Source organism: Acetobacterium malicum subsp. dehalogenans DSM 11527 (genome assembly GCF_000472665.1).
Lineage (GTDB): Bacteria > Bacillota > Clostridia > Eubacteriales > Eubacteriaceae > Acetobacterium > Acetobacterium malicum.
This window is the reverse complement of sequence record NZ_KI421449.1, coordinates 54,586-74,590: the sequence shown is the minus strand read 5'-3', so window position 1 is coordinate 74,590 and position 20,005 is coordinate 54,586. Positions and strand designations below refer to the sequence as shown.

Genomic DNA, 20,005 nt, shown 5'->3' with positions numbered 1-20,005 from the left:
GTTATTCTCCCTTATACAATAATTCTAACAGTTCACTGAGTTCGGCCCATGAGATGTCACTGCTTCTGGCAACATCGACTGCTTTCTGCAAAAACTCCTCAGCCAGCCGCAATTGCTCTTCCCGGATAAAGGATAAGTTCTGGTTGGCCACAAAACTCCCCTTGCCGGTAACCGTTTCAATAAAACCATCCCGTTCCAGATCCGAGTAGGCCCGTTTGGTGGTGATCACACTGATTCGCAGCTCCTTGGCCAGAAAACGCATACTTGGCAGGGCATCTCCGGGACTCAGCTCGCCGCTGATAATCATCTTCTTGATCTGCTGGGCAATTTGCTCATAAATCGGTTTGTCACTGGAATTGCTGATGACGATATTCAACGTATCACCTCATTTCGTTTGTCTTAGTGTATATATACTATATGCACACTATAAACTCTTTTTCTGCACATGTCAAGTTTTTAAGCAAAAAAAATAAGCGAGATGGTCTCGCTTATCAGACTGTAAAAAAAGATAACCTAGTACCGACAATTGTTACATCATGTTGTACGCATCGGAGCGGACACGGCAGAGCCTGTCCGATTTTCGCGCAGGCAACGAGCCAATCACAAGCTTGCTTGTAGTTGGCGACTGCCCGCGACCAATGCGAAAGGAGCAAAGCGGATTTCGCATGGCGCGGCGAACAACAGATTAACAATTGGTCGGTGCGGTAGTTTTTCGACATCCTCATAAGCGAGATAATCTCGCTTATTCCCAGCACTGAACGCTTAATTTTTTCTGGAGTTTTTTCAGTTTTTCCCGTTCCGCTTTGTAATTGGGTAAAACCTGTTCCACGATTCGCCAGAAGTTCGGAGAATGGTTCATTTCAATGAGATGGGCCAGCTCGTGAACGACCACATAGCGAATGGTGGCCTCTTCGGCCATCACCAGATACCAGGAAAAATTGAGATTGCCGGCACTGGAGCAAGAACCCCATCGGGATCGGGCAGCGTTAATTTTGACGGCCTTGGGCTTTAGTCCCATATGTTTTGCCATTTCTTCCACTATATCACTGAGCACTTTTTTTGCCAGCGTTCGGTAGACACCCACCAGACTGGTTCTTAATTCCTCGGCCGACATCTGGGCATAGGCATAAAAATGCTGGCCATCAAAGCCGAAAGCTGGTTTTTCTACCGGCTCCAGGGGAAATTCATGGCCTAGGAATAGCAGAGCGGCCCCAAATTTCAGTTCGAAATTTTCCCGCTCCGCCACCTGTTGAGCCACCGCCCCGTGGTGGGTACTAATCCATTGCTGGTGCTGGTTAACAAAATCCGCTACGATTTTTTGGGGCGTTCCATTGGGAACCCGTACCTCAATCTCAGCATTTCTGGTAATATAAAGGCCCATCGTTTTTCGCTTTGAATACTTGATTGTATAATCCTTTGTCATCTTGATCCTTTTACTATTTTAATCCACTTTTTTAATCCGTCTTATTTCTCAATGCGCACCTTGCTGCCGCCGACTCCGGCTTCGCCGGGCGTAATCAGCAGTTTAACCGGCATCCGGTTCTTGATCGATTCCACATGGCTGATGATCCCCACCTTCAGGCGGTCGTTATGTAACATTTCAATAGAGTTCATCACCACCTCCAGAGCATCTTCATGGAGCGAACCAAAGCCCTCATCGAGAAAGAAGAATTCCAGCGGTGCCCGTCCTTTTAACTGTATCTCCGCAGACAGCGCCAGCGCCAGCGATAATGAGGCCAGAAAGGTTTCCCCGCCAGATAATGTCGAAGCATCTCGGGCGGCACCGCCGTTTTTGTAATCCCGGATAATAAATTTCCCCTCATCATCGGCTTCCAGTCCGTAATTACCGTTGCTGATATCGGTGAGCCGTTTGGATGCCTCAATAGAGATGTACTTGAGCCGGGAAACGGCCACAAACTCGACAAAACGTTTTCCCGAAAACAGTTTTTCCAGATCAGCAATCAGGGCCAGTCGATGATCTAGCTGTTCCTTTTGCTCTAAATAGTTTGCCAATTCGGCCAGACGCTTTTCCAATTCGTCAATGCTGGCTTTTAAGCGGATTTCCAGGGCCTTCTGCTGCTCAATACTTTCTTCTAACACCTGATGTGATGTTACGATCTCGCCATAAGCAGCTGTGGTCATTTCTCTGTTATTAATTTTTTTGTTCAGATCTTCCAGCTTACCACTTAATTTAGTACGGTTCTGGTAATAACTATCAATCTCCATTTCCAAATTTTTGATGGTTTGGTCGTCGATACAGGCGTTTATAGCCGTGGTCAGATCGTTAAAACCCAGGTTATTCAGCTGCTTTTTCAAGGTTGTTTTGGTGGTGTCAAATTGACTTTGCAAAGTCTGCAGATTGGCTTTCATAATGGTCACTGCTTCCTGAATTTTGCCATACTCTTCCTGAGCGATATCCAGCTTTTTCCTGGCCGTGTTCCAGGCATTTTCGATCCATTTGATATTACCGATAAACTTATCTTTTAATTCACCCAACTCTTTCAACTCATAATCTTTACCCAACTTTTCCTCAATGGCAACTCTTTTTTCTTTATACTGCCTGGCCTTTTCGCCAATCAGCAATAGATACTCCTGAACCTGTCGGTTAATACCATGAATGCTTTCATCCAGTATTTTCAGCTGCTGTTGATGGGCAGTCAATTCATTTTCCAGTTTTTCCAGACTGTCCATCAATTCGCCCCGGCGCTGATCCATCTTTTTAATGGTTTCATTGGCGGTATGAAAATCAAAGGCTTTTGGAACCTTGAGCTTAATTCTTAATTCCGTCCCTTCAGCTACCAGCTCACGTAACGCTGTTTCCTTATTCTTTATAAGTTCTTCCAGCTCCTGGGTCTGTAACAGCAGCGCTTGCTTACCGGCTGTTATTTCTTTAAGATCACCTTCCAGCTTTAATAACTGGTTTTTTGCTTCATGGTTCCGTGATTCCAGATTTTTCAGCAGCACTTCCCAGGCTTCCATAGCCTGACTCAGCTCAGTATTGGCGGCCTCCAGCAACTCCGGCTGTCCTGGGGGAATCGGGTCACCAAGAGTAGCGATTTCAGTTTTGAGATTCTTCTGATTTTCAACCAGAACGGTAAAGCTGCCGGTTAGTTGAGCAATGTCTGCCGCCAGTTCGGCCAATTCCCGCTCCTGTTGCTGGTGGGCCTTTCTGATGACTTCCTCACGGATGGCGTCATCCGATTCGTCTGAATAGTCCGTCAGCGGATGCTCCGTTGCGCCGCAAACCGGGCAGGGTTCGCCGGTTCGGAGCTGTTCCCGGAGTTTAAGCCCGATGTTTTTATTTTCCAGATGAATCAGTTCAATTTCTACCGCTGCATTTTTTTCCTTTAAAAGCTTTTCCGCTGCCTTTTTAGTCTCAATGGTTTGAATCAGGGTATCAAGCTGACTTTCCAGCGCTTCAAGACTCGCTTTACTGGCCCTTTGTTTGAGAAAGATATTTTTAATACCCGTGATTTCCTCTTTTTCCTTCCCGATGCTGTCCCAGGTCGCCGGCCGGGCCTTTTCATGAGCGTTAAGCTCCTGCTCAACACTTGCTTGTTCCGTTTCTTTTACCTGCTGCTGTTCGGCCAGCTTTTGCTCGCTTTCACGAAGCTTGTTTGTTTCCGTCAGATTTTTCGCCAGCCGTATCTCATCGCTTTCAATTTCTTTGTTTAGCCGAATAATTTCCTCGGTGATGGCCATCCCCCGGCTGATTTTTTCCCGATAATCCGGTTCGATCCGACACTGCTTTTCCTCCCGGCGTTGTGCATCAAGTTGCTTTTTTTCTTTTTCCAGCGCCTGAGTCAGCAGGGCTTTTTCATTTTCCAGACTGACCTTGCGATGATTTTCCTCATCCATTTTTTTATTCAGCTCACGGATTTCCGTTTCCAAAACTAATTGGGCTTCTTTCCAGAGAATGGCATCCGCTACCTTCTCCAGCTTGCTCTGAAATTTAAAAAGATTCTCATTTTTATAGTCATCGGTCTGCTTAAAGTTTTTCTCGCAAGTTTCTTTTTCACCAAGCAGTTGTGCCAACTTTTCTTCACTGCCAATCAGACTATTCTGGCTTGTTTCGACCTGATTTTTCAGGGTTTCAAAGGCTTCCAGAAACGGTCGTACTTCCAGGGCTTTTTTCCCCAGCACCACCTGCTGTTCTTTAGCGGTGATTTCGGTTTGCCTTATTTCAATGTTTCGAACTTCATCTTTGGTGTTCTGCTGCTCCGTGAGCAAACCCATTAAAACCGTGGCTTCTGTCCGTTCAGCGCTCAGCTTTTCAAAGCGCTCCCGGTTTTCATTAAGCTGCTGATGGTTTTGGGTATAGCTGCCCTGCTTTTCTGCCAGTGCTTCCGGAGTGATCCCTTCATAGGTGTTCATGCTCCCGACGATCTGGTTGAGTTTTTCAACCTCATTGATCCGCTCCGATTTAAGCCGATTGGAGAGATCATCCCCATATTTGGACAGATTAAAAAGCCGCTCCAGCATATCCCGGCGGGGCTTTCCCTCCAGCTTTAGGAAATCACTGAATTTGCCCTGGGGCAGCACCACCGTCCGGGTAAAATCAGTGAGACCCAGGCCAATGATTTCCTCACAGGCATTGGTCACCTCGGTAGTTTTATCCGCCAGCACTAAGGCCCCTTCGGGGCGTAGTTCCAGCAGTTGACATTTTCCTTGATTGATGCCCTCGTTCTTATTGCGTTTAAACTCACGGCTGACCTGATAGGTTTTTTCCTCCGCGCCGGTGATGATAAATTCATACACGACACTGGCCTTTTCTTCATTGACATTGATGTAATTGGAACTGTTGCGGGATAGCTTGCCATAAAGCGCCAGAGTAATGCCATCCAAAATGGTGGATTTACCGCTGCCGGTGGGCCCGAATATGCCAAAAATACCCGCCTGGGTCAGGGCTTCAAAATCAATGAGCTGTTCTTCCTGAAAGCTGTTAATGCCTTTTATTTTTAATCGGATCGGTCTCATTGTTTGTCCTCCTCAACAACCAGTGAAAGTAGCAGTTCCAGAACCTCATCATCGGCTTCGGTGCCCCGTTCCCGGCGGTAAAATTCTTTGAACACATCGCCAAAGGATTTCTCCGTTAAGGCTTCCAAACTGGCCTCAGTTTCCAGAGTAGTCAGCCGGGGAATCACCTCCAGAATATCATCTTTATGGGCCTTCATTTTTTTGATTTCATCTTCCCGGATATAGTGATCAGTCTCCACTTCCAGATAAACCCAGCAGGATCGCTCCCCATTCGCCTCGCATCGGGCGATGGCGTCATCGACATTTTCGCATTTCCAGACCTCAATGGGCTTGTATACTTTCAGATCAATTTCGCGGATCTCATTTTTAACGGTCACACCATCGGCAACGATAATTTCAGCCATCATGCATTTTTTCCCGTAGGCGATTTCCCGTCGGTTAAAATGAATTGGCGAACCGGCATATCGTCCCCGGCCATTGGTGCCGGGAATCACCTGGGGTTTATGAATGTGTCCCAGGGCAATGTAATGGGCTTTTTCGGGAAAACACTGACCATCAACAATATAGGTGCCGCCCAGCTGAATGGTCCGCTCTGAGCCGGCTTCCTCGCTGCCCATAGCAAAGAGATGGGTGGTAACCAGATTGATGGTATCGTCCCTGAAATGAGACTCCAGTTGCGAAAAATAGCTATGAATCCGATCACTGTACGACTTTTGATTTTCGTCTTCGGCAGTGGTCAGATCATATAAAACCTCATTAAGCCGTTTTTCGCTGGGATAAGGTAACAGCAAAATCACGGCTCGTTCTCCATTGATCTCCAGTTCCACATAGCCTTCCCCCGCTGCCACCACCCGATGTTGGCCATAGTCCCCAGTGGGGATGATCGTTTTGGGTACTCCGGCCATCAGAATGCCATGATCCCGGGCCAGCGGTCCCGGCGCTTCAAGACGCTGTGGATTGTCGTGATTGCCGGCGATCACCAGAATCAGTCGTTTCCCGCCATCGGATAATTGCTTTAGGGTCTCATAAAACAACTCTTCGGCGCGGGCCGGTGGATTATAGCTGTCATAAATATCCCCGGCGATGATCAGCAGATCTATTTTTTCATCTTTGACTATTTTAACAAAGTCCGCCAGAAAGCAAGCCTGCTCATCCATCCGGCTATGACCTTCAATATTTTTGCCTAAATGCCAATCGGCGGTATGTAATATTCTCATTTGGGTGTCCTCACTCGTATCCGTTTTGTTTATTATCCCACAGCCGCTTTTTTTTGTATAGACTAAAAAAAGCTCCGGCAAATGCCAGAGCGGGGGTATTGTGTACTTCTATCACCATTGTTCTCCTAAAGCCTATGATCATTAATCAAATTTAGTCATTTTCACTTTCTTTTGCGGAAAGCAAGCCTTTTGTCAAATAAAATCCAGCTAGGGTCGGAATGAGATAGAAAGCTGGCGCATTTGTAATCAAAGCCGAGTTAAAATTTATATACGAAAAAAGAATAGCTGCCGGTGTGTAAGGCATATAATATAAAAAGCCAACGATAAATGCTATAATCAGAAACTGTCCGTTTATCTTAATTTTAAGTGCTACTGGTTTTCTGGTCAATAATTCTAACACCATTCCAAACATCATGCTAATCAGAGGCAGCGTAATAGCCATAAGGAAAAAAACATCACTGATAAAAAATGGCAAGGTTGAATTAAAGTTTGAATCTATCGGACTATTCTTTGCTATAAATTTCACCTTTTCAATAATTCCTATGTAGATCATCACTGACGGTATAACCAGATACGGATAAATCTTTTCTATAATTCGCAAAACAACCGCTTCCTTTCTATGAAAACTCTTCACTATTTTTCAGCTATCCATAATTATAATTTATTGGTCGGTGTTTGCAGACGGCCTACCTGAAAACAAACTCTCAAACATAAAGAATCCAGACAAAATCGGCATGAGACAAATTAATTGCGTCATAAATTTTCCGCTATAAATCACTGGTAACGGAACAAGGATGCAAAAATTTATCATAAAATATATCGCTGCACATATAAGTGCAATAGCAAGATAAATGAGGTCAACTTTAAATCTAAGCTTTTCGCTCTTACTTATAGAATGCAGCAGAAAGCCAAGCATAAACCATTTTAAATAATTAATCAGCATCATCCCCCAAAAACGACTGTAATGAAAAATATCGCTCCTCAGTTCCAGCGGATTAAAGCTGTTCTGGATGGATATGACCCAAAAATCCATCACTACAAAAAAACACAGGTAGCCGATCATTAAACCAACTTTTATCATCTTTTTATTCATGTCAAGTCCTCTTTTCTTAAACTATCAATCAATAAATAAGCGTAATAGCCCATCAAAATAAAATCAAAAACAAAAAATTCTTTGATGCTGGCAAAATATAGAACGCCAAAATAACTTACTCCGCAAAACAGCATCAACATTAAAATATTACCTGACAAAACAACCTTTGTCATTCTCAGCGCCCGAATTTTCTTAAAGCGCTCGTACAAGCCGGCCAGCAATATTCCTGTTGAAATGTAAAGAAATAAGTCAAACAAAACGCGATACCATAATAAATCAAATTGCAGGTTAGCTGCCTGATATCTTATAAAATAGTCCCTAAAAATAACAAGGCCTAAAATAAGACAGGGCGTTATGGCAATTTTTATCATTGATTTGTAATGTGACAATTTCAGTTCCTCTTTCTACTTCCAGATCCAATAAGATCAAGCACGAATCCACATGATATGGCAAAAATGCCTGTGCTATTCGTATAACATTTTGTAGAAAAGGTTAAATCGATATAGTACTTTCTTTTCATGTTTTCACCATTCTCCTTACAGATCCAATTTTACTTCGTTAACTTTAAGGTTTAGAAATAATTTAATCGCTAGCTCGTAATCCTGCGTCACTCAATCTCAAATTGAAATTTCTGTAATTTTTGATAGTTGTAATCACTGAGCCTGAGTTTGAGCACGTCACCATTTTCTAAATGAAGCGATAAATAATAAATGTTAAAGGATTTTTCTCTCACCTCATAGGCTTTGATATCTTTTATATCCACCATTTTTGAAAAATGATAGATTAATTTATCATCAGACACATATGAAGTTGCTTTGAAGAGCAATAAATATATGATAAATGCTAATTTACCATATACCGTAAAGTCATGATAATAATCTAAATCCGGATTCACATATACAATATCTGTTATGCTGATAAAGTATGATATTTTTCCGAGTTCCATTAATAAGAACGTCATTTTCTCAAAATAACTTGATTTGCCTTCATAGGGATATTTGAGGACGATTCTGAATTTAAAATTAACATAAGCCGATAGCACCAAAAATACGATAAACATTATTATATATGAATTATTATCGATCTGTGTTATTGTAAAAAGAGTTGTGATCATCAATATAATCAATAATCCCAAGTCTACATAATACTCTTTCTTCATACTTTCCTCACTTGTCGCTCTAAATTTAAAATTATTTCCTAACTTGGTACTAAAAGCATCACAGAATATCCACTCAAAATACGTTAAGAATACCTCAATCTCACCATCTATCATCGCAAAAGCGAAGACATCACCAGTCTTCTGCAAAAGGTGCTTGATGATGCCACCCGACTGATAGCGGAATTTAGAGACGCGGCCTTTTCGCTGCCGGAGTACCAGCTGCTTAAACTGGGTGTTTTTGACACCCCCTAACCATGCTTTATTTTTTAAAATAATTCCAAATTAGTGGAATTGCATTGAGAAATATAATATAAATGAATACCGAAACTAAATAAATCCTAAATGTGAATGTAATCGGTTCTCTCCATTCAATTAAATTATTTCGTTCGGTTACTTGTATTATTATAATTATCACAATTCCAAATGCGACTAATATTTTCATACTAATACGCCGTATTTGTTTCCATTTTTCGCCCATTAACATCCCTCACTTATTATCATCACCCAATAGCGACTAAAATAAAAACCATAACTCATCGGTTCCATCACATTAAAGCTATTCTGGATGGCTATGACCCAAAAATCCATCACTACAAAAAAACACAGGTAACTACTTATTAAACTAACCTGCAACATCTTCTTTTCATATTTTTAACATCCTCCTTACAGCTCCAAGTTTACTGCGTCAATTTTAAGGTTTCAGTTACTCACATCGCTATTATTTTTAGTTGAAATAAATCCTTTTGACAAATAATAGCCTGCTACTACTGGAAAGACATATAATATAACCGGTGAGTTAACTAATAAATACGGCATTGGAATAGAAATGTTTACATAAAAACCAAGCATTGAGATATAACGAGAATAATAAATCAAGATTAAGAATAGCGCAATAATTAAATAATGTACATTAATTTTCAAAGTCAATCTTAAATCATCTAAATTGAATATATACAAAAAAACACCGACTAATGAACCCACAATGGGTCTAATGATCCCCGCATAAAAAAATAGTTGGTTTTCAGACGTTATAAGCTTTCCATTACCAACAACTTCGATGTAAATGACAAGAATAATTATGATCAAATATGGTTTTAATGGTTTGATTTTTTTCAATGAGTTCAAGACAAGCTCCCCCTTTTCTAAACTTTGATTATCTGTTTTCGGCATGTAGTAGTCTATAGGATTGGTACATAAACTAAAAGCATCACAAAGCAATCACTTAAAATGCGTTAAGGTGTTCAATCAGAATTTTAAAGAATTTATCTTTTTCCATGTGATTAACAAGTCTTTTTTCAATCATACCATCTTTTAATAAAATTACCTCATCCGCAAAGCTGGCGATATAGGGATCATGGGTAACCAAAATTACCGTTTTTCGCAATTCCTGATTCATTTCTTTTAGACACCTCACCACTTCTTTTGATGATTGCGAGTCCAAATTTCCGGTTGGTTCATCAGCTAAAATCAATTTCGGGTTATTTGATAAGGCGCGACAAATAGAGGCTCGTTGCTGTTCTCCTCCTGATAATTCCCCTGGGTATTTATTTAAGTGCTTTCTGATCCCAAAGCGCTGGGCATAATACATCACACTTTCTTCAATTTCTTTCAGCTTTTTATTGTCCAATAACATTGGCAGCATTATATTTTCTTTTATTGTCAGACTATCCATCAAATTATAGTCCTGAAAAACAAATCCAATTTGTTCACGGCGATACTGAGCCAGCTGATCATGACTTAATTTCGTCAATGGCTTGCCCTTGTATAGTATTTCGCCTTCTGTTGGCGTATCGAGACCACCAATTAATTTTAACAACGTTGTTTTTCCACAACCCGATTTTCCCATAATACTAATAAATGAACCGCTTTCAATCTTAAAGTTAAGATCATCAATTGCCACTGTTTCGACCACTGTCCCTTTTGATATTTTTTTCCGGTACTTTTTTTTCAGACTGCATATTTGCAAAATATCCATTTTTTCTCAACCATAACTCACATGCGAAACAAGCTGCCTTTCTAATATTTTATAAAATGCCAATTCAATCAGAAAATAGCTGATGCCAAAGGCCATAAATAAACCACTGTTTTCTAAAAAAGCGACATTTTGAAATTTCATTTCAGCACAAAAGAAAAACCCACTCCATAAAAAAGAAGTCACAATCGGTAAAAATATCAGCATAGCGGTCTCTTTAGTATATATTTTTTTTATTCCTTTGTCGGTCATACCAAGCTGTTTCAGAAATCTTGCATCCGCTAAAAACTGATTTCTATCGGTAAAAAAGCGAAAATAAAGCGAACTTCCCAATTGAATCATCATGATCAAACCTAATAAGATAAAAATGAGGAACATTATTTGATTTTCATTTTTAATTTGTTGCAACATATCTTGTTTGTACACCGTCACTAACAAATTACTCTGATCAAATGCCGTTTTGTCAAAATTCATAGATATTTTCCCGAGAAAGAGTGTCATTTCATTATTGGCATCAGAATATTGCTGTTGAAATTCTTCATCACTAAAAACAATGATGTTGTTTAAATTCTTATTTGATATTTTGCCGAAGATTATTTCTTGAAAATACTTCTGGATCTGATAATTGCTGCTACTCCCCGCCATCGTTAAGGCTCGTTTCATTACAGTTGTCGCATTATTTTGAACGCCCTCTTGCTGCGATATTAAAATAATCTCATTTCCACCCAGTGCTTCCTCTTTACCCGTTAATTTGAAATAGCTATTAAGCGATATCCCCCAATAATGAGGCTCTCTATTGTCATTTGAGTCATACACTGGCAGAATCGGGATCGTCTCAAACGCTGTTATCCCTGATTGATTAATTCTATTCTCATCCATCTTAAGTTCTGATATCGCAACAGCATCGTAAGGATAACTTTCTTGATCTTCAGCGTTGATTAAGGTTCCATATGAGGCGGTGATGCTCCCCATTAAATAGAATATCAGAAAATTTAGACTAAATATTGTAAACAAGAGTTTTTTATTCTTATTAAATTGATACATCATGCGATTACTGGTTAACAAATTTTGATAATACCATTTTTTATTTTTTCTCATTTTTTTGAAAATAAACCGACTACCTGAAAAAACAATTAGACAAGCACTCCCTACCAAAAGCATCATCGAAATGAGGCTATTAAGCACACTGTAATAAAACCACAAGTTAACCAGAATCCCAATTACAAGCAGACCTCCGATTAATAAGAAGGGCAAATCATAAGCCTTGTATGATTCCCATTCCATCGCACTTTCAGAGTTTGTTTTTTTGCCTGGGCGACTAAAACATCTGCAATTTACGATCATGCAGATCCCGACTATCACAATAAATATGAAACTGCTATTAAGATAATTCCAAATTGAGACCATTAAAATATCATTTTGAAAGCCTGACTTACCGAGTAAATCAGCAATTCCCAGCACACAAAAGCTTCCGCCCAGAAGTCCAACCAGAATTGCCAGTAGACTTCCCATTGCAAATTCAACGCATAAGAGTAAATATAGCATTTGCGGACGGATACCTAAGATCGCTAAAAAATCATAATCTTTATTTCGAATCATTAAATAATTTCGCAAATTCATATTGGTTGATACCAGTGTAATGATTACGACAATTACAACGGCAGTATAAATAAAAGAAGCGAGGGAGCTAACATCATCCATCTCGCTCACCTTGAAGGCAATTCGGAAAAAGAATGTCATCACAAAAAAAATAACGACCATGAGGCTCTGATGAATGAAAAATAGCAAATAGTCTTTTAGACTACTGCGAAAATTCTTAAGTAATATTTTTAACAGCATGATTTCTCCATTAGTCTAAATATGACATGTTCAAAAGAGGGGGAATTAAAGTTTGAATCATAAGATCCATATTTTATCAGATTTTTCACTTTTAAGATGATACTAATATAACCCATCTCTAATGCTATCACCAGCTATGGGTAGATTTTTTTAATATCCGCACAATAATGACCTTTCTTTTTTGAAATTTCTTTATCATTCAGTTATTCAATTGCAATTGAAATTTATGATAATTAAAATCATTCAGACCCAGCTTCAGCACTTCTTTGTTTTTCATATGGACAACTAGAGAATATGTATCCAACGTTTTTTTCTTCATCTCGTACCGATCAATGTCCTGGATATCAATAACCCTTGAAAAATTGTAGATTAAGTTATTATTACAGATATAAGCCGTATTGCGGAACATCGATAGATACCAGATAACAGGAATAAAACCGTAGATGATAAAATTATGCTGCTTATCAGAATTCGTAATTGTTAGATTTAATAGGCCAATGATGTACAACAACTTTCCTAACAGAATTTCAAAATACCCCAAATAATTGCCAATACTTAGCTTCCCTTCATACGGATATTTAAAGATGATTCTAAATTTCAAATTGATATAGTAAAATATAATGGCAAAGCCAATCAAAATTATGGTATACACGAGATTCTCAACTCTAAACAATAAGTAAACAGATAATCCCAGGATAATGATTAATAGTCCTAAATCAAGATAATATTGTTTTTTCATTTTCAAGCACCTCCGCTATTAAAATTTCCAGTATGAGCGCGTTTCTTTATTTCGAATTTTTGCATTCGCCGGAATTTTGGTCAAAATTCCATAAAACGATAGGACATCCATACTCGATAGTACCATATTCATCAGGGCAATTTTTGACAAAAGTGGATAATTTATATTTGAGATCATTAAAAATAGAACGGGTATAACCGTTAAAATAATGACCGGAAATATCAGCAGTAATAACAGCCTTTCCTTTTTTATATCTCCAAAAAATGATCGATAAATCGACCCTTTATAACCACCAATAAATTCTGTAAACAAAATCCGATCCGGATAAAGTATTACATGCAGCATTTCATGAATTGGGATCAAAACTACGAACAAAAAAACGTCTCGCCAACTGTTTGTCATATTCAAATGATAATCCGCTCCTAACCGGATCTTTAACATTAGTCCAATGATAAACATGGAAATGAGAATAACCGGAATAGTCATCAAGCAACGTTTTAAAAAGCTCGGCTCATTAATGGCATGATAACCCTCATTCTCAGGATCAAAATCATTATTTTCGGGAAATTTTTCTATTAAGAATCTCATGTTACTGGCTCCTTTGAATTTTTTTACTAACGACTAAATTAAATCTACCATATCTTCATAAGTATTTTTCATATCATTGTCTTTGCGTCTCACAATTTCATTTTCAATGCATTTCTTTATGATTAAGTACTTTTTTTTAGCCTTTGAATATTCTGTCATTTGATTAATTGACTTAGTTCTTAAAATATTTACCATAAAAAATAAAGCGATATAAGTAAACACAGCCATCACTAAAACACAAAAAAATGCGTCTTGACTACATAATAGTAAAACTGTAGATGCAATAATAAAAACCATCACTATGTACAAGATAGTTTCTAATGGATCAAATATTTTGGGTTTTAACTCTTCATTATGTACAACTTTTATTTCAATTAAAAGTACAAATTTTTCTAAATCATAAACTTCATATTTCGGATTTCTAAAAAGTTTTGAATACTTTTGGGAAATTTTATCGCAATTAAATACTTCCTTGTTCTTATCTTGAGACATTACATACCTCTAACTCATTTTATATGAACCTCAGGTGCTGAATCGAAAAAACATTTCCCGCATCTTCAATCTCCATCGACCCGTCATATTTTTCTAAAACTTTCTTCCGTTCTCTAGGCGTAGACCATGTACGCTTTCTCTTTGCGTGTTGTGAGATATCGATCCCCAACTTTTAAACACTTCCCATAAAAGGGTTTTCCCCCTGAATAATACAGCGCTCTTTGTCATAATTGAACATAAATGTGTACGATACATGTTAGCTAATAAATTGCTCAGGTTTTTTTATTATTCCACGCAAAGCGTCTGTTTTTCACTTTTTCAAAAAAACAATCTATCGTTAGTATCAAACGTCATCTTTCTTTTTTCGTACCATCAACACCAACTTGCGAAATATCTTAGGCAAATAAAACAGAATTAGCCAGATTACACCTACATTTGCTACGAACTGCAATGGATTAATTCACACACCAGCAGGAAATTCGGAAATATGCCTATGCAGCGTAATGAAAGCACCAGGAAATCAAAATACAAAACATGTTCAACGTTTCCCTCTTTTATTGTGAATACCCCTGCAAGCAAAGAAATTGCCGTTGCAAGAATAAGCAATCTGACCTTATGGCTTTTTAATTTTTTTTCATGCTTTACCTTGGAATATGATTAATACAGTTATGAACACAGTCAAGAGGACACAATACTCACTTTTTTTATATTTCTCTAGCCTAAATCTACCACACATTTTCACTTATGCCAGATTATGTTGAAATTAATATATTTTTTTGTAGTGAACTAAGGTTTTCTTATTTTTATTCAAATAAAAAACGAGCAATCTTAATAAAAGAATGCTCGCAACAAGGCTCTATACAAACAACAGCAAGGAAACTGAAAAGATATTACTCTGTTGGGTAATACCCATCGAACCATTATATTTTTGTAAAACACTTTTCACATTTTCCAGGCCTAAACCATGTTGGCTTGGCTCTTTATTTGTTGTTAGATAACGATTCCCGACTTTTACACGTTCACCCTGATAAGGATTCTCCACCAGAACAATTAAACGCCCTTTGTCATAATTTATTTTTGTTTTTATTTCTCTTTCTTTTTTCAACTCAGAAACAGCCTCAATAGCGTTATCCAGTAAATTCCCTAAAATTATCGCTAAATCAAATGAAAGAATACTCATTTTTTCTGGAATACTCAGATCAAGCACTATTTTTATGTTTTGATGCTCTGCTTCCTGAATTTTAAAATTCAAAATACTGTCAATATCAATGTTTTCGGTGCATGCGTATTGTTTCTTATCATCATAAATATCAGTCATCCTTGATAGATGTTTTAAGGCAGCTTCACTTTCCCCCTTTTCAACCAATGAATAGATAGCCGATAAATGATTTCGCAGATCATGCCGCATTGCTTTCGTTGTTTTTAAGGATGACTCCATTAATTCAAATTGTTTTTGATAGTATTTATTTTGCTGGCTAAGCAAGACCTTATCCATTTTATCGACCATGNAAGCTGATATGACATCATATAAATAAAAAATTGTGAAATTGACAAGTAGTATCAATACCACTCCGATTAGAACTTGCTTCCAGGACAGACCCGTTGCTTGAAATAAGGATAGAATGATATATAAGGATGAAATCGGGATCAAAATAATTGCAATCCAATTGGCAAGCGGGATTGTTTCTCCTAGTCTGATATTTTTGTAATTATTGAAAACTCGAACGACAAAATACAATATGATTTGAACTATAATCAGTCCATATTCTGAGGAATAATTGTTAATGGTCATCAAAGGAAAATTAAAATATCCTGAAAGCAATCCAACAATCAGTTCGACACACATTACAATCAAATAAATCAAAAATACTGATAGAAGCCGTTTTTTAATTCCTACCTTATAGTTAAATGACAGGACTAAAAAAGCAAAAATATTACCGATCATCGTAACAACTGGTATATTAATAGTCAAATATACCAGCACAATAAATATGTAATATCCCGCATAAGATAAGAACTCTACCTTATGATTGACTTCTTTGGTCTCAAAGAAAATATGCATAAATTTATAAACGATATAGGTTCCAAAAATATTGGTTAACAGATATACCATCTCATAGGTGCTTAACGCCATTAAAGAAACCTCTCGCTTTCGTATTTTATCTGAAGTCCTCTGACTTCTTTCCGTTTTAACTGACTAATTGGCAGACAGGCCGAATTCGTCATCTGAACCTCTTCATACTTAAAATTGGCTACTTGTTCAAAATTGATAATATAGGATTTGTGAATGGCGGTAATAAACCGGTATTTGGCTACTTGACGAAACACCTCATGGAGTTTACCATAAAATAATTCTACCCCGGTTGTGGTCACAATTTTGATTTCTCGGTTNACACTCTGAAAATAGATAATGTTTTTGATGGGAAGTTTATGTGTCTCCGATCCTTTTTTGTAGCTGAAAACGCCGCCTAAACGGTTTGCTAATTTCATGGCCAGTTCAACGTCTTTGATTACCTTATCCGGCTCCACCGGTTTTGACAGAAAATGCATTGGTCGAACCTCAAACAAATCTTTAAAGTAGCTATCTTTACCCGAAACATAGACAATCTGGGTGACCTGGTTATCCATTTCTTCGCGAATTTTGCGACCCAGATCAAGACCATTCAAGCCCTCCATTTCAATGTCCAGAAAGATTAAATCAAAACTATGTTCATGTTCCATATAAATACCGAGTTTTTCAGCCGAATAAAACACTTCTATTTGCATTTCCTGCCGGGTCGATTTTTTATATTCTAAAATAATACTTTCAATTTCCGCACAGATTCCACGCTGATCATCACAGATTGCGATACTAAACATTCTGGGCACCTTCTCTTTATGGTTTATAAAATCATTTTACATGATAATAAAACAACTGTCCAGTTTAATGTCCCTATTTAATCCGCTAAAGATGTATTTATTTCTTAGTCCACAATAAAAAAACGCTACCGTTAATACGATAGCGTCTCCAAAAACGTTCAGTTTGATTTTTAAGTTCCAGCACCATCATTGATGCTGTTAATTTTAAGTCATTATTTGTTGATGGCATCCACAGCGGTCATCAACTCCGAAATCGAGCTGTACCAGTTTTTAATCATATGACGCATCAGCCCCACCTGTTCGGCTTTGGCAAGGAGACCGCCAAACGCCATCTACCCCTTAATTGGAGCTCGCTTCAATATTTGTGTAAACCTCCAAACTGATGTAGAATAAAATCAGTTTGGAGGTATTTTATGGGAAGAAGAGATGAAAGTCCTGAGAAGAAACAAAAAAGGGCTTTGATTGAAGAATTCTTAAAAGAAAAACCGATCAAAGATGGCAATACTATTCTAGCAGGATACATCAGAAAAAAACAATGACAGTGTATGACATAGCTTCATCTTCAAAATTCGCTACCAATTTTTATCTGGAACTTGGTAGATTCACAGAAGACTTCGTACCTTTTGTTATATATGTATCCGGCAATCCAAATTTTATAGATATCTATAAACGGGAAGCGAAAAGCCCCAGGTGCTGCCCCCTCGACTAAGTGTAGCGTTCCAGTTAGTTCCAAAAAGTGCGGTAGCAGTTGAATCTGGGACCCAACCGCTAAAACCAGTGTGATTCCCAAATGAAGATCCTACATTCCAAATTCTAGTTTCATTAACTCCAGTATATGCACTTTGTTGTGCACAACCTACCTGACTACTTGCAAGCCCAACACCAGAAGTAAAATATGAATTCCCCCAAATATAAGTTAACTGAATATATCCACTTGAATTTCTGTCGAAATCATATCCTAATGTAAAATTGGCTGAACCAGTAGAATCCCACATAGAATCATTTTCGCCACCACGAAGCATTGTATCTGGTATTGTACTTTCATCAACCGTCATATAATCTGTCGAAGCTATATAACAAATCGATTCCGCTTTGTCAGACGATGTGTATTCTCGGTTTTCGTCAAATGGCAATGCATAGATTTCCATGTCATAAGCTAAACCTGTTTCCTGATTTTCTAATCGACCAATTGCGACAGCTTCTTCCCCTAGTGATATAGCTTCCGCTAACTGAATTTTTATTTTACTTTCATCTAAAAACTTCTCCTTTTCTACACGTTCTTGTCCCAAAACAGGCGTAGAGCAGATGCAAATAGCTAATAATAAAACAACACTAACCTTTTTAAAAAAAATTTTCATTAACTTTCTCCTTTTTGAAAATTATGACTCACTAAAAAAACGTAGTATCCCATCAAAATAAAATTGAAGGCAAAAAACTCCTTAATACTAGTAAAATACAGAAAACCAAAATAACTCACACCATAAAACAGAATCAACATTAAAATATTACATAACAAAATAACCTTTGTTATTCTTAGCAAACGAATTTTTCTATAGGTTTCATATAAACTCGCAAGTAAGATTCCTGTTGAAATGTAAAGAAATAAGTCAAACAAAACTCTATACCACAATAATCCTATTTGAAGATTAGCTGCCTGATATTCTATAAAATTATTCCTCAAGATAACAAATCCTAAAATAAGACAAGGTGTTATGGCAATTTTTATAATTGATTTGTAATCTGGCAATTATTTTTCCTCCAAGCCTTTTCTACGCCCTTATTTTAATATTCCCATTAATTAGCAACTTATATCGATCCATTAAACTTTTGAACTCATTCTCTAACCAAAAACAACCGCTCAAGTATATTCATTACATGCCTTTTGTAATGAATTTAGCTCCTCTAAAATGATGCAATGCACTTATAACACCACTCATTAGTTGAAAACCCATACTGAAATCAATTGAAGACGAAAATTCTGAAAATCTTATTTAAACGAAACAACTCCTCTCTATCGGCTATTTCACAGATAATTATCTGTGGAAACAACAAAACAAACCTAAATAATTTTGTTCTTCTTTATCATTTCGATACTCTTCCCAACACAACCACAATACTAACCACTACAAGTCCCATCAGTATACAAATCGAAATCACTAATTGACCAATATAACAAAATAGCAAAACCAAAAACACAAACAAAACCAAAGTGAAACGTGTTCTTTTTTTATACACAGCTTTTTCGACTTGACCTAACGGTTTATTTACAGCCTCTACTGGCGCAAGGAAAAAGATGATCATTCCCGCAACAAGTGTCAGTGCGATACAAATAATCCCCGTCCAGGGGATAATCTTAATACCCATCAAAGTGACTGTAATCATTACGACTGAATACAAATAGCATCTTAGTTGTGTTTTTGCATGGTAACCACCGGCGTTGGAACGAAGTGGAATAAATGTTAAGAGGAAAATAATACTTTCACAAACCATATTTAACACAATCCCGATCCCCATAAACGTAGCAATATTGAGGATCATCAACAGTCCTTGCTGTAAACCATAGGTATATAAATTTCTGTTCTCTGCTATGATGATTTCATTGCTAATAAGGATATCTGTGATTCTCTCCGTCATTGCACTTCTCACTTGAACTTTTTGAGTTTTTCTGCACCCTCCGGCAGTTTAGGCTGATAGAAAAAGAACACGCAGGCCGTGTTTATGTTTAACGTTGTTACCATTATCGCCATAGCTGCAATAACCCGATAACACCTTAATGATAGATTTTTCAAAGCATATCCCCCTTTTTTATCTTTTATTAGCCTAAATCTACCATATATTTTCATTTGTGCCAGATTATGTTGAAATTAATATATTTTTTTGTAGTGAACTAATATTTTTTTATTCAAATAAAAACGAGCAATCTTAATATAAGAATGCTCGCAACAAGGCTTTATACAAACAACAGCAGGGAAACCGAAAAGATATTACTCTGTTGGGTAATACCCATCGAACCATTATATTTTTGTAAAACACTTTTCACATTTTCCAGGCCTAAACCATGTTGGCTTGG

At 37.7% G+C, this 20,005-nt stretch carries 20 protein-coding genes and 2 pseudogenes; 1 reads left to right on the top strand and 21 read right to left on the bottom strand.

Translation table 11 applies throughout. The features are described from left to right. Position 1: 1 nt before the first annotated feature. The 16 genes and pseudogenes from A3KS_RS0118760 to A3KS_RS0118670 form a co-directional block, all read right to left on the bottom strand. Positions 2-376 carry a GntR family transcriptional regulator gene (locus A3KS_RS0118760; RefSeq protein ID WP_026396201.1) on the bottom strand — a complete coding sequence of 125 codons (375 nt, stop codon included), beginning with the start codon at positions 374-376 and terminating at the stop codon, positions 2-4. A gap of 366 nt (positions 377-742) precedes the next feature. Then, positions 743-1,423, bottom strand: a complete 681-nt coding sequence (locus A3KS_RS0118755; RefSeq protein WP_026396200.1) for a M48 family metallopeptidase — start codon at positions 1,421-1,423, stop codon at positions 743-745. A gap of 41 nt (positions 1,424-1,464) precedes the next feature. Further along, positions 1,465-2,025, bottom strand: a pseudogene (locus tag A3KS_RS24350) (SbcC/MukB-like Walker B domain-containing protein); the annotation flags it as partial. 2,136 nt (positions 2,026-4,161) lie between these two features. After that, positions 4,162-4,977 (bottom strand): annotated as a pseudogene (locus tag A3KS_RS24345) (AAA family ATPase); the annotation flags it as partial. Then, positions 4,974-6,194 carry an exonuclease SbcCD subunit D gene (locus tag A3KS_RS0118745; protein WP_026396198.1) on the bottom strand — a complete coding sequence of 407 codons (1,221 nt, stop codon included), beginning with the start codon at positions 6,192-6,194 and terminating at the stop codon, positions 4,974-4,976. The pseudogene A3KS_RS24345 and the gene A3KS_RS0118745, both read right to left, overlap by 4 nt. A gap of 151 nt (positions 6,195-6,345) precedes the next feature. Continuing rightward, positions 6,346-6,795, bottom strand: a complete 450-nt coding sequence (locus tag A3KS_RS0118735) for a hypothetical protein (protein ID WP_026396197.1) — start codon at positions 6,793-6,795, stop codon at positions 6,346-6,348. Positions 6,796-6,855: 60 nt separating this feature from the next. Beyond that, on the bottom strand, positions 6,856-7,287 hold the full coding sequence (locus A3KS_RS0118730) for a hypothetical protein (RefSeq protein WP_026396196.1): 432 nt from the start codon (positions 7,285-7,287) through the stop codon (positions 6,856-6,858). Then, on the bottom strand, positions 7,284-7,676 hold the full coding sequence (locus A3KS_RS0118725) for a hypothetical protein (RefSeq protein WP_169727724.1): 393 nt from the start codon (positions 7,674-7,676) through the stop codon (positions 7,284-7,286). The genes A3KS_RS0118730 and A3KS_RS0118725 overlap by 4 nt, the downstream gene beginning before the upstream one ends. Before the next feature lie 218 nt (positions 7,677-7,894). Beyond that, the gene (locus A3KS_RS0118720; RefSeq protein ID WP_026396194.1) at positions 7,895-8,446 is read right to left on the bottom strand and encodes a hypothetical protein; all 552 of its coding nucleotides are present in this window, start codon (positions 8,444-8,446) and stop codon (positions 7,895-7,897) included. 699 nt (positions 8,447-9,145) lie between these two features. After that, positions 9,146-9,571, bottom strand: coding sequence for a hypothetical protein (locus A3KS_RS0118705; protein ID WP_026396192.1), 426 nt, complete (start codon positions 9,569-9,571; stop codon positions 9,146-9,148). Positions 9,572-9,668: 97 nt separating this feature from the next. Next, the gene (locus A3KS_RS0118700; RefSeq protein ID WP_026396191.1) at positions 9,669-10,421 is read right to left on the bottom strand and encodes an ABC transporter ATP-binding protein; all 753 of its coding nucleotides are present in this window, start codon (positions 10,419-10,421) and stop codon (positions 9,669-9,671) included. A gap of 6 nt (positions 10,422-10,427) precedes the next feature. Then, the gene (locus A3KS_RS0118695; protein ID WP_169727723.1) at positions 10,428-12,119 is read right to left on the bottom strand and encodes a hypothetical protein; all 1,692 of its coding nucleotides are present in this window, start codon (positions 12,117-12,119) and stop codon (positions 10,428-10,430) included. An 895-nt stretch (positions 12,120-13,014) separates the two neighbouring features. Then, on the bottom strand, positions 13,015-13,584 hold the full coding sequence (locus tag A3KS_RS0118685) for a DUF3267 domain-containing protein (protein ID WP_026396188.1): 570 nt from the start codon (positions 13,582-13,584) through the stop codon (positions 13,015-13,017). 33 nt (positions 13,585-13,617) lie between these two features. Further along, on the bottom strand, positions 13,618-14,076 hold the full coding sequence (locus A3KS_RS0118680) for a hypothetical protein (protein WP_026396187.1): 459 nt from the start codon (positions 14,074-14,076) through the stop codon (positions 13,618-13,620). A gap of 856 nt (positions 14,077-14,932) precedes the next feature. Further along, positions 14,933-15,256, bottom strand: a complete 324-nt coding sequence (locus A3KS_RS24335) for an ATP-binding protein (RefSeq protein WP_423219254.1) — start codon at positions 15,254-15,256, stop codon at positions 14,933-14,935. 953 nt (positions 15,257-16,209) lie between these two features. After that, complete coding sequence (locus A3KS_RS0118670) at positions 16,210-16,935, bottom strand: LytR/AlgR family response regulator transcription factor (RefSeq protein ID WP_026396185.1); 726 nt, start codon at positions 16,933-16,935, stop codon at positions 16,210-16,212. A 413-nt stretch (positions 16,936-17,348) separates the two neighbouring features. Between A3KS_RS0118670 and A3KS_RS24180 the strand changes: the two genes are divergently transcribed. Then, a complete protein-coding gene (locus A3KS_RS24180; RefSeq protein ID WP_278247329.1) occupies positions 17,349-17,474 on the top strand; it encodes a hypothetical protein in 126 nt (41 codons plus the stop codon). A 114-nt stretch (positions 17,475-17,588) separates the two neighbouring features. Here A3KS_RS24180 and A3KS_RS0118655 read toward each other — a convergent pair whose 3' ends face one another. The 5 genes from A3KS_RS0118655 to A3KS_RS24330 all read right to left on the bottom strand — a co-directional run. Beyond that, positions 17,589-18,293 (bottom strand): hypothetical protein, encoded by a 705-nt coding sequence (locus tag A3KS_RS0118655; protein ID WP_026396184.1) that lies wholly within the window; start codon positions 18,291-18,293, stop codon positions 17,589-17,591. Continuing rightward, positions 18,293-18,682 carry a hypothetical protein gene (locus tag A3KS_RS0118650; protein ID WP_026396183.1) on the bottom strand — a complete coding sequence of 130 codons (390 nt, stop codon included), beginning with the start codon at positions 18,680-18,682 and terminating at the stop codon, positions 18,293-18,295. Before A3KS_RS0118650 ends, A3KS_RS0118655 begins: the two co-directional genes overlap by 1 nt. A gap of 335 nt (positions 18,683-19,017) precedes the next feature. Continuing rightward, the gene (locus tag A3KS_RS0118645) at positions 19,018-19,569 is read right to left on the bottom strand and encodes an accessory gene regulator B family protein (RefSeq protein ID WP_035356814.1); all 552 of its coding nucleotides are present in this window, start codon (positions 19,567-19,569) and stop codon (positions 19,018-19,020) included. A gap of 8 nt (positions 19,570-19,577) precedes the next feature. Further along, positions 19,578-19,778, bottom strand: a complete 201-nt coding sequence (locus tag A3KS_RS24175; protein WP_084505080.1) for a cyclic lactone autoinducer peptide — start codon at positions 19,776-19,778, stop codon at positions 19,578-19,580. A gap of 107 nt (positions 19,779-19,885) precedes the next feature. Beyond that, a partial coding sequence (locus A3KS_RS24330; RefSeq protein WP_156913379.1) for a GHKL domain-containing protein occupies positions 19,886-20,005 on the bottom strand: 120 nt, incomplete at its 5' end.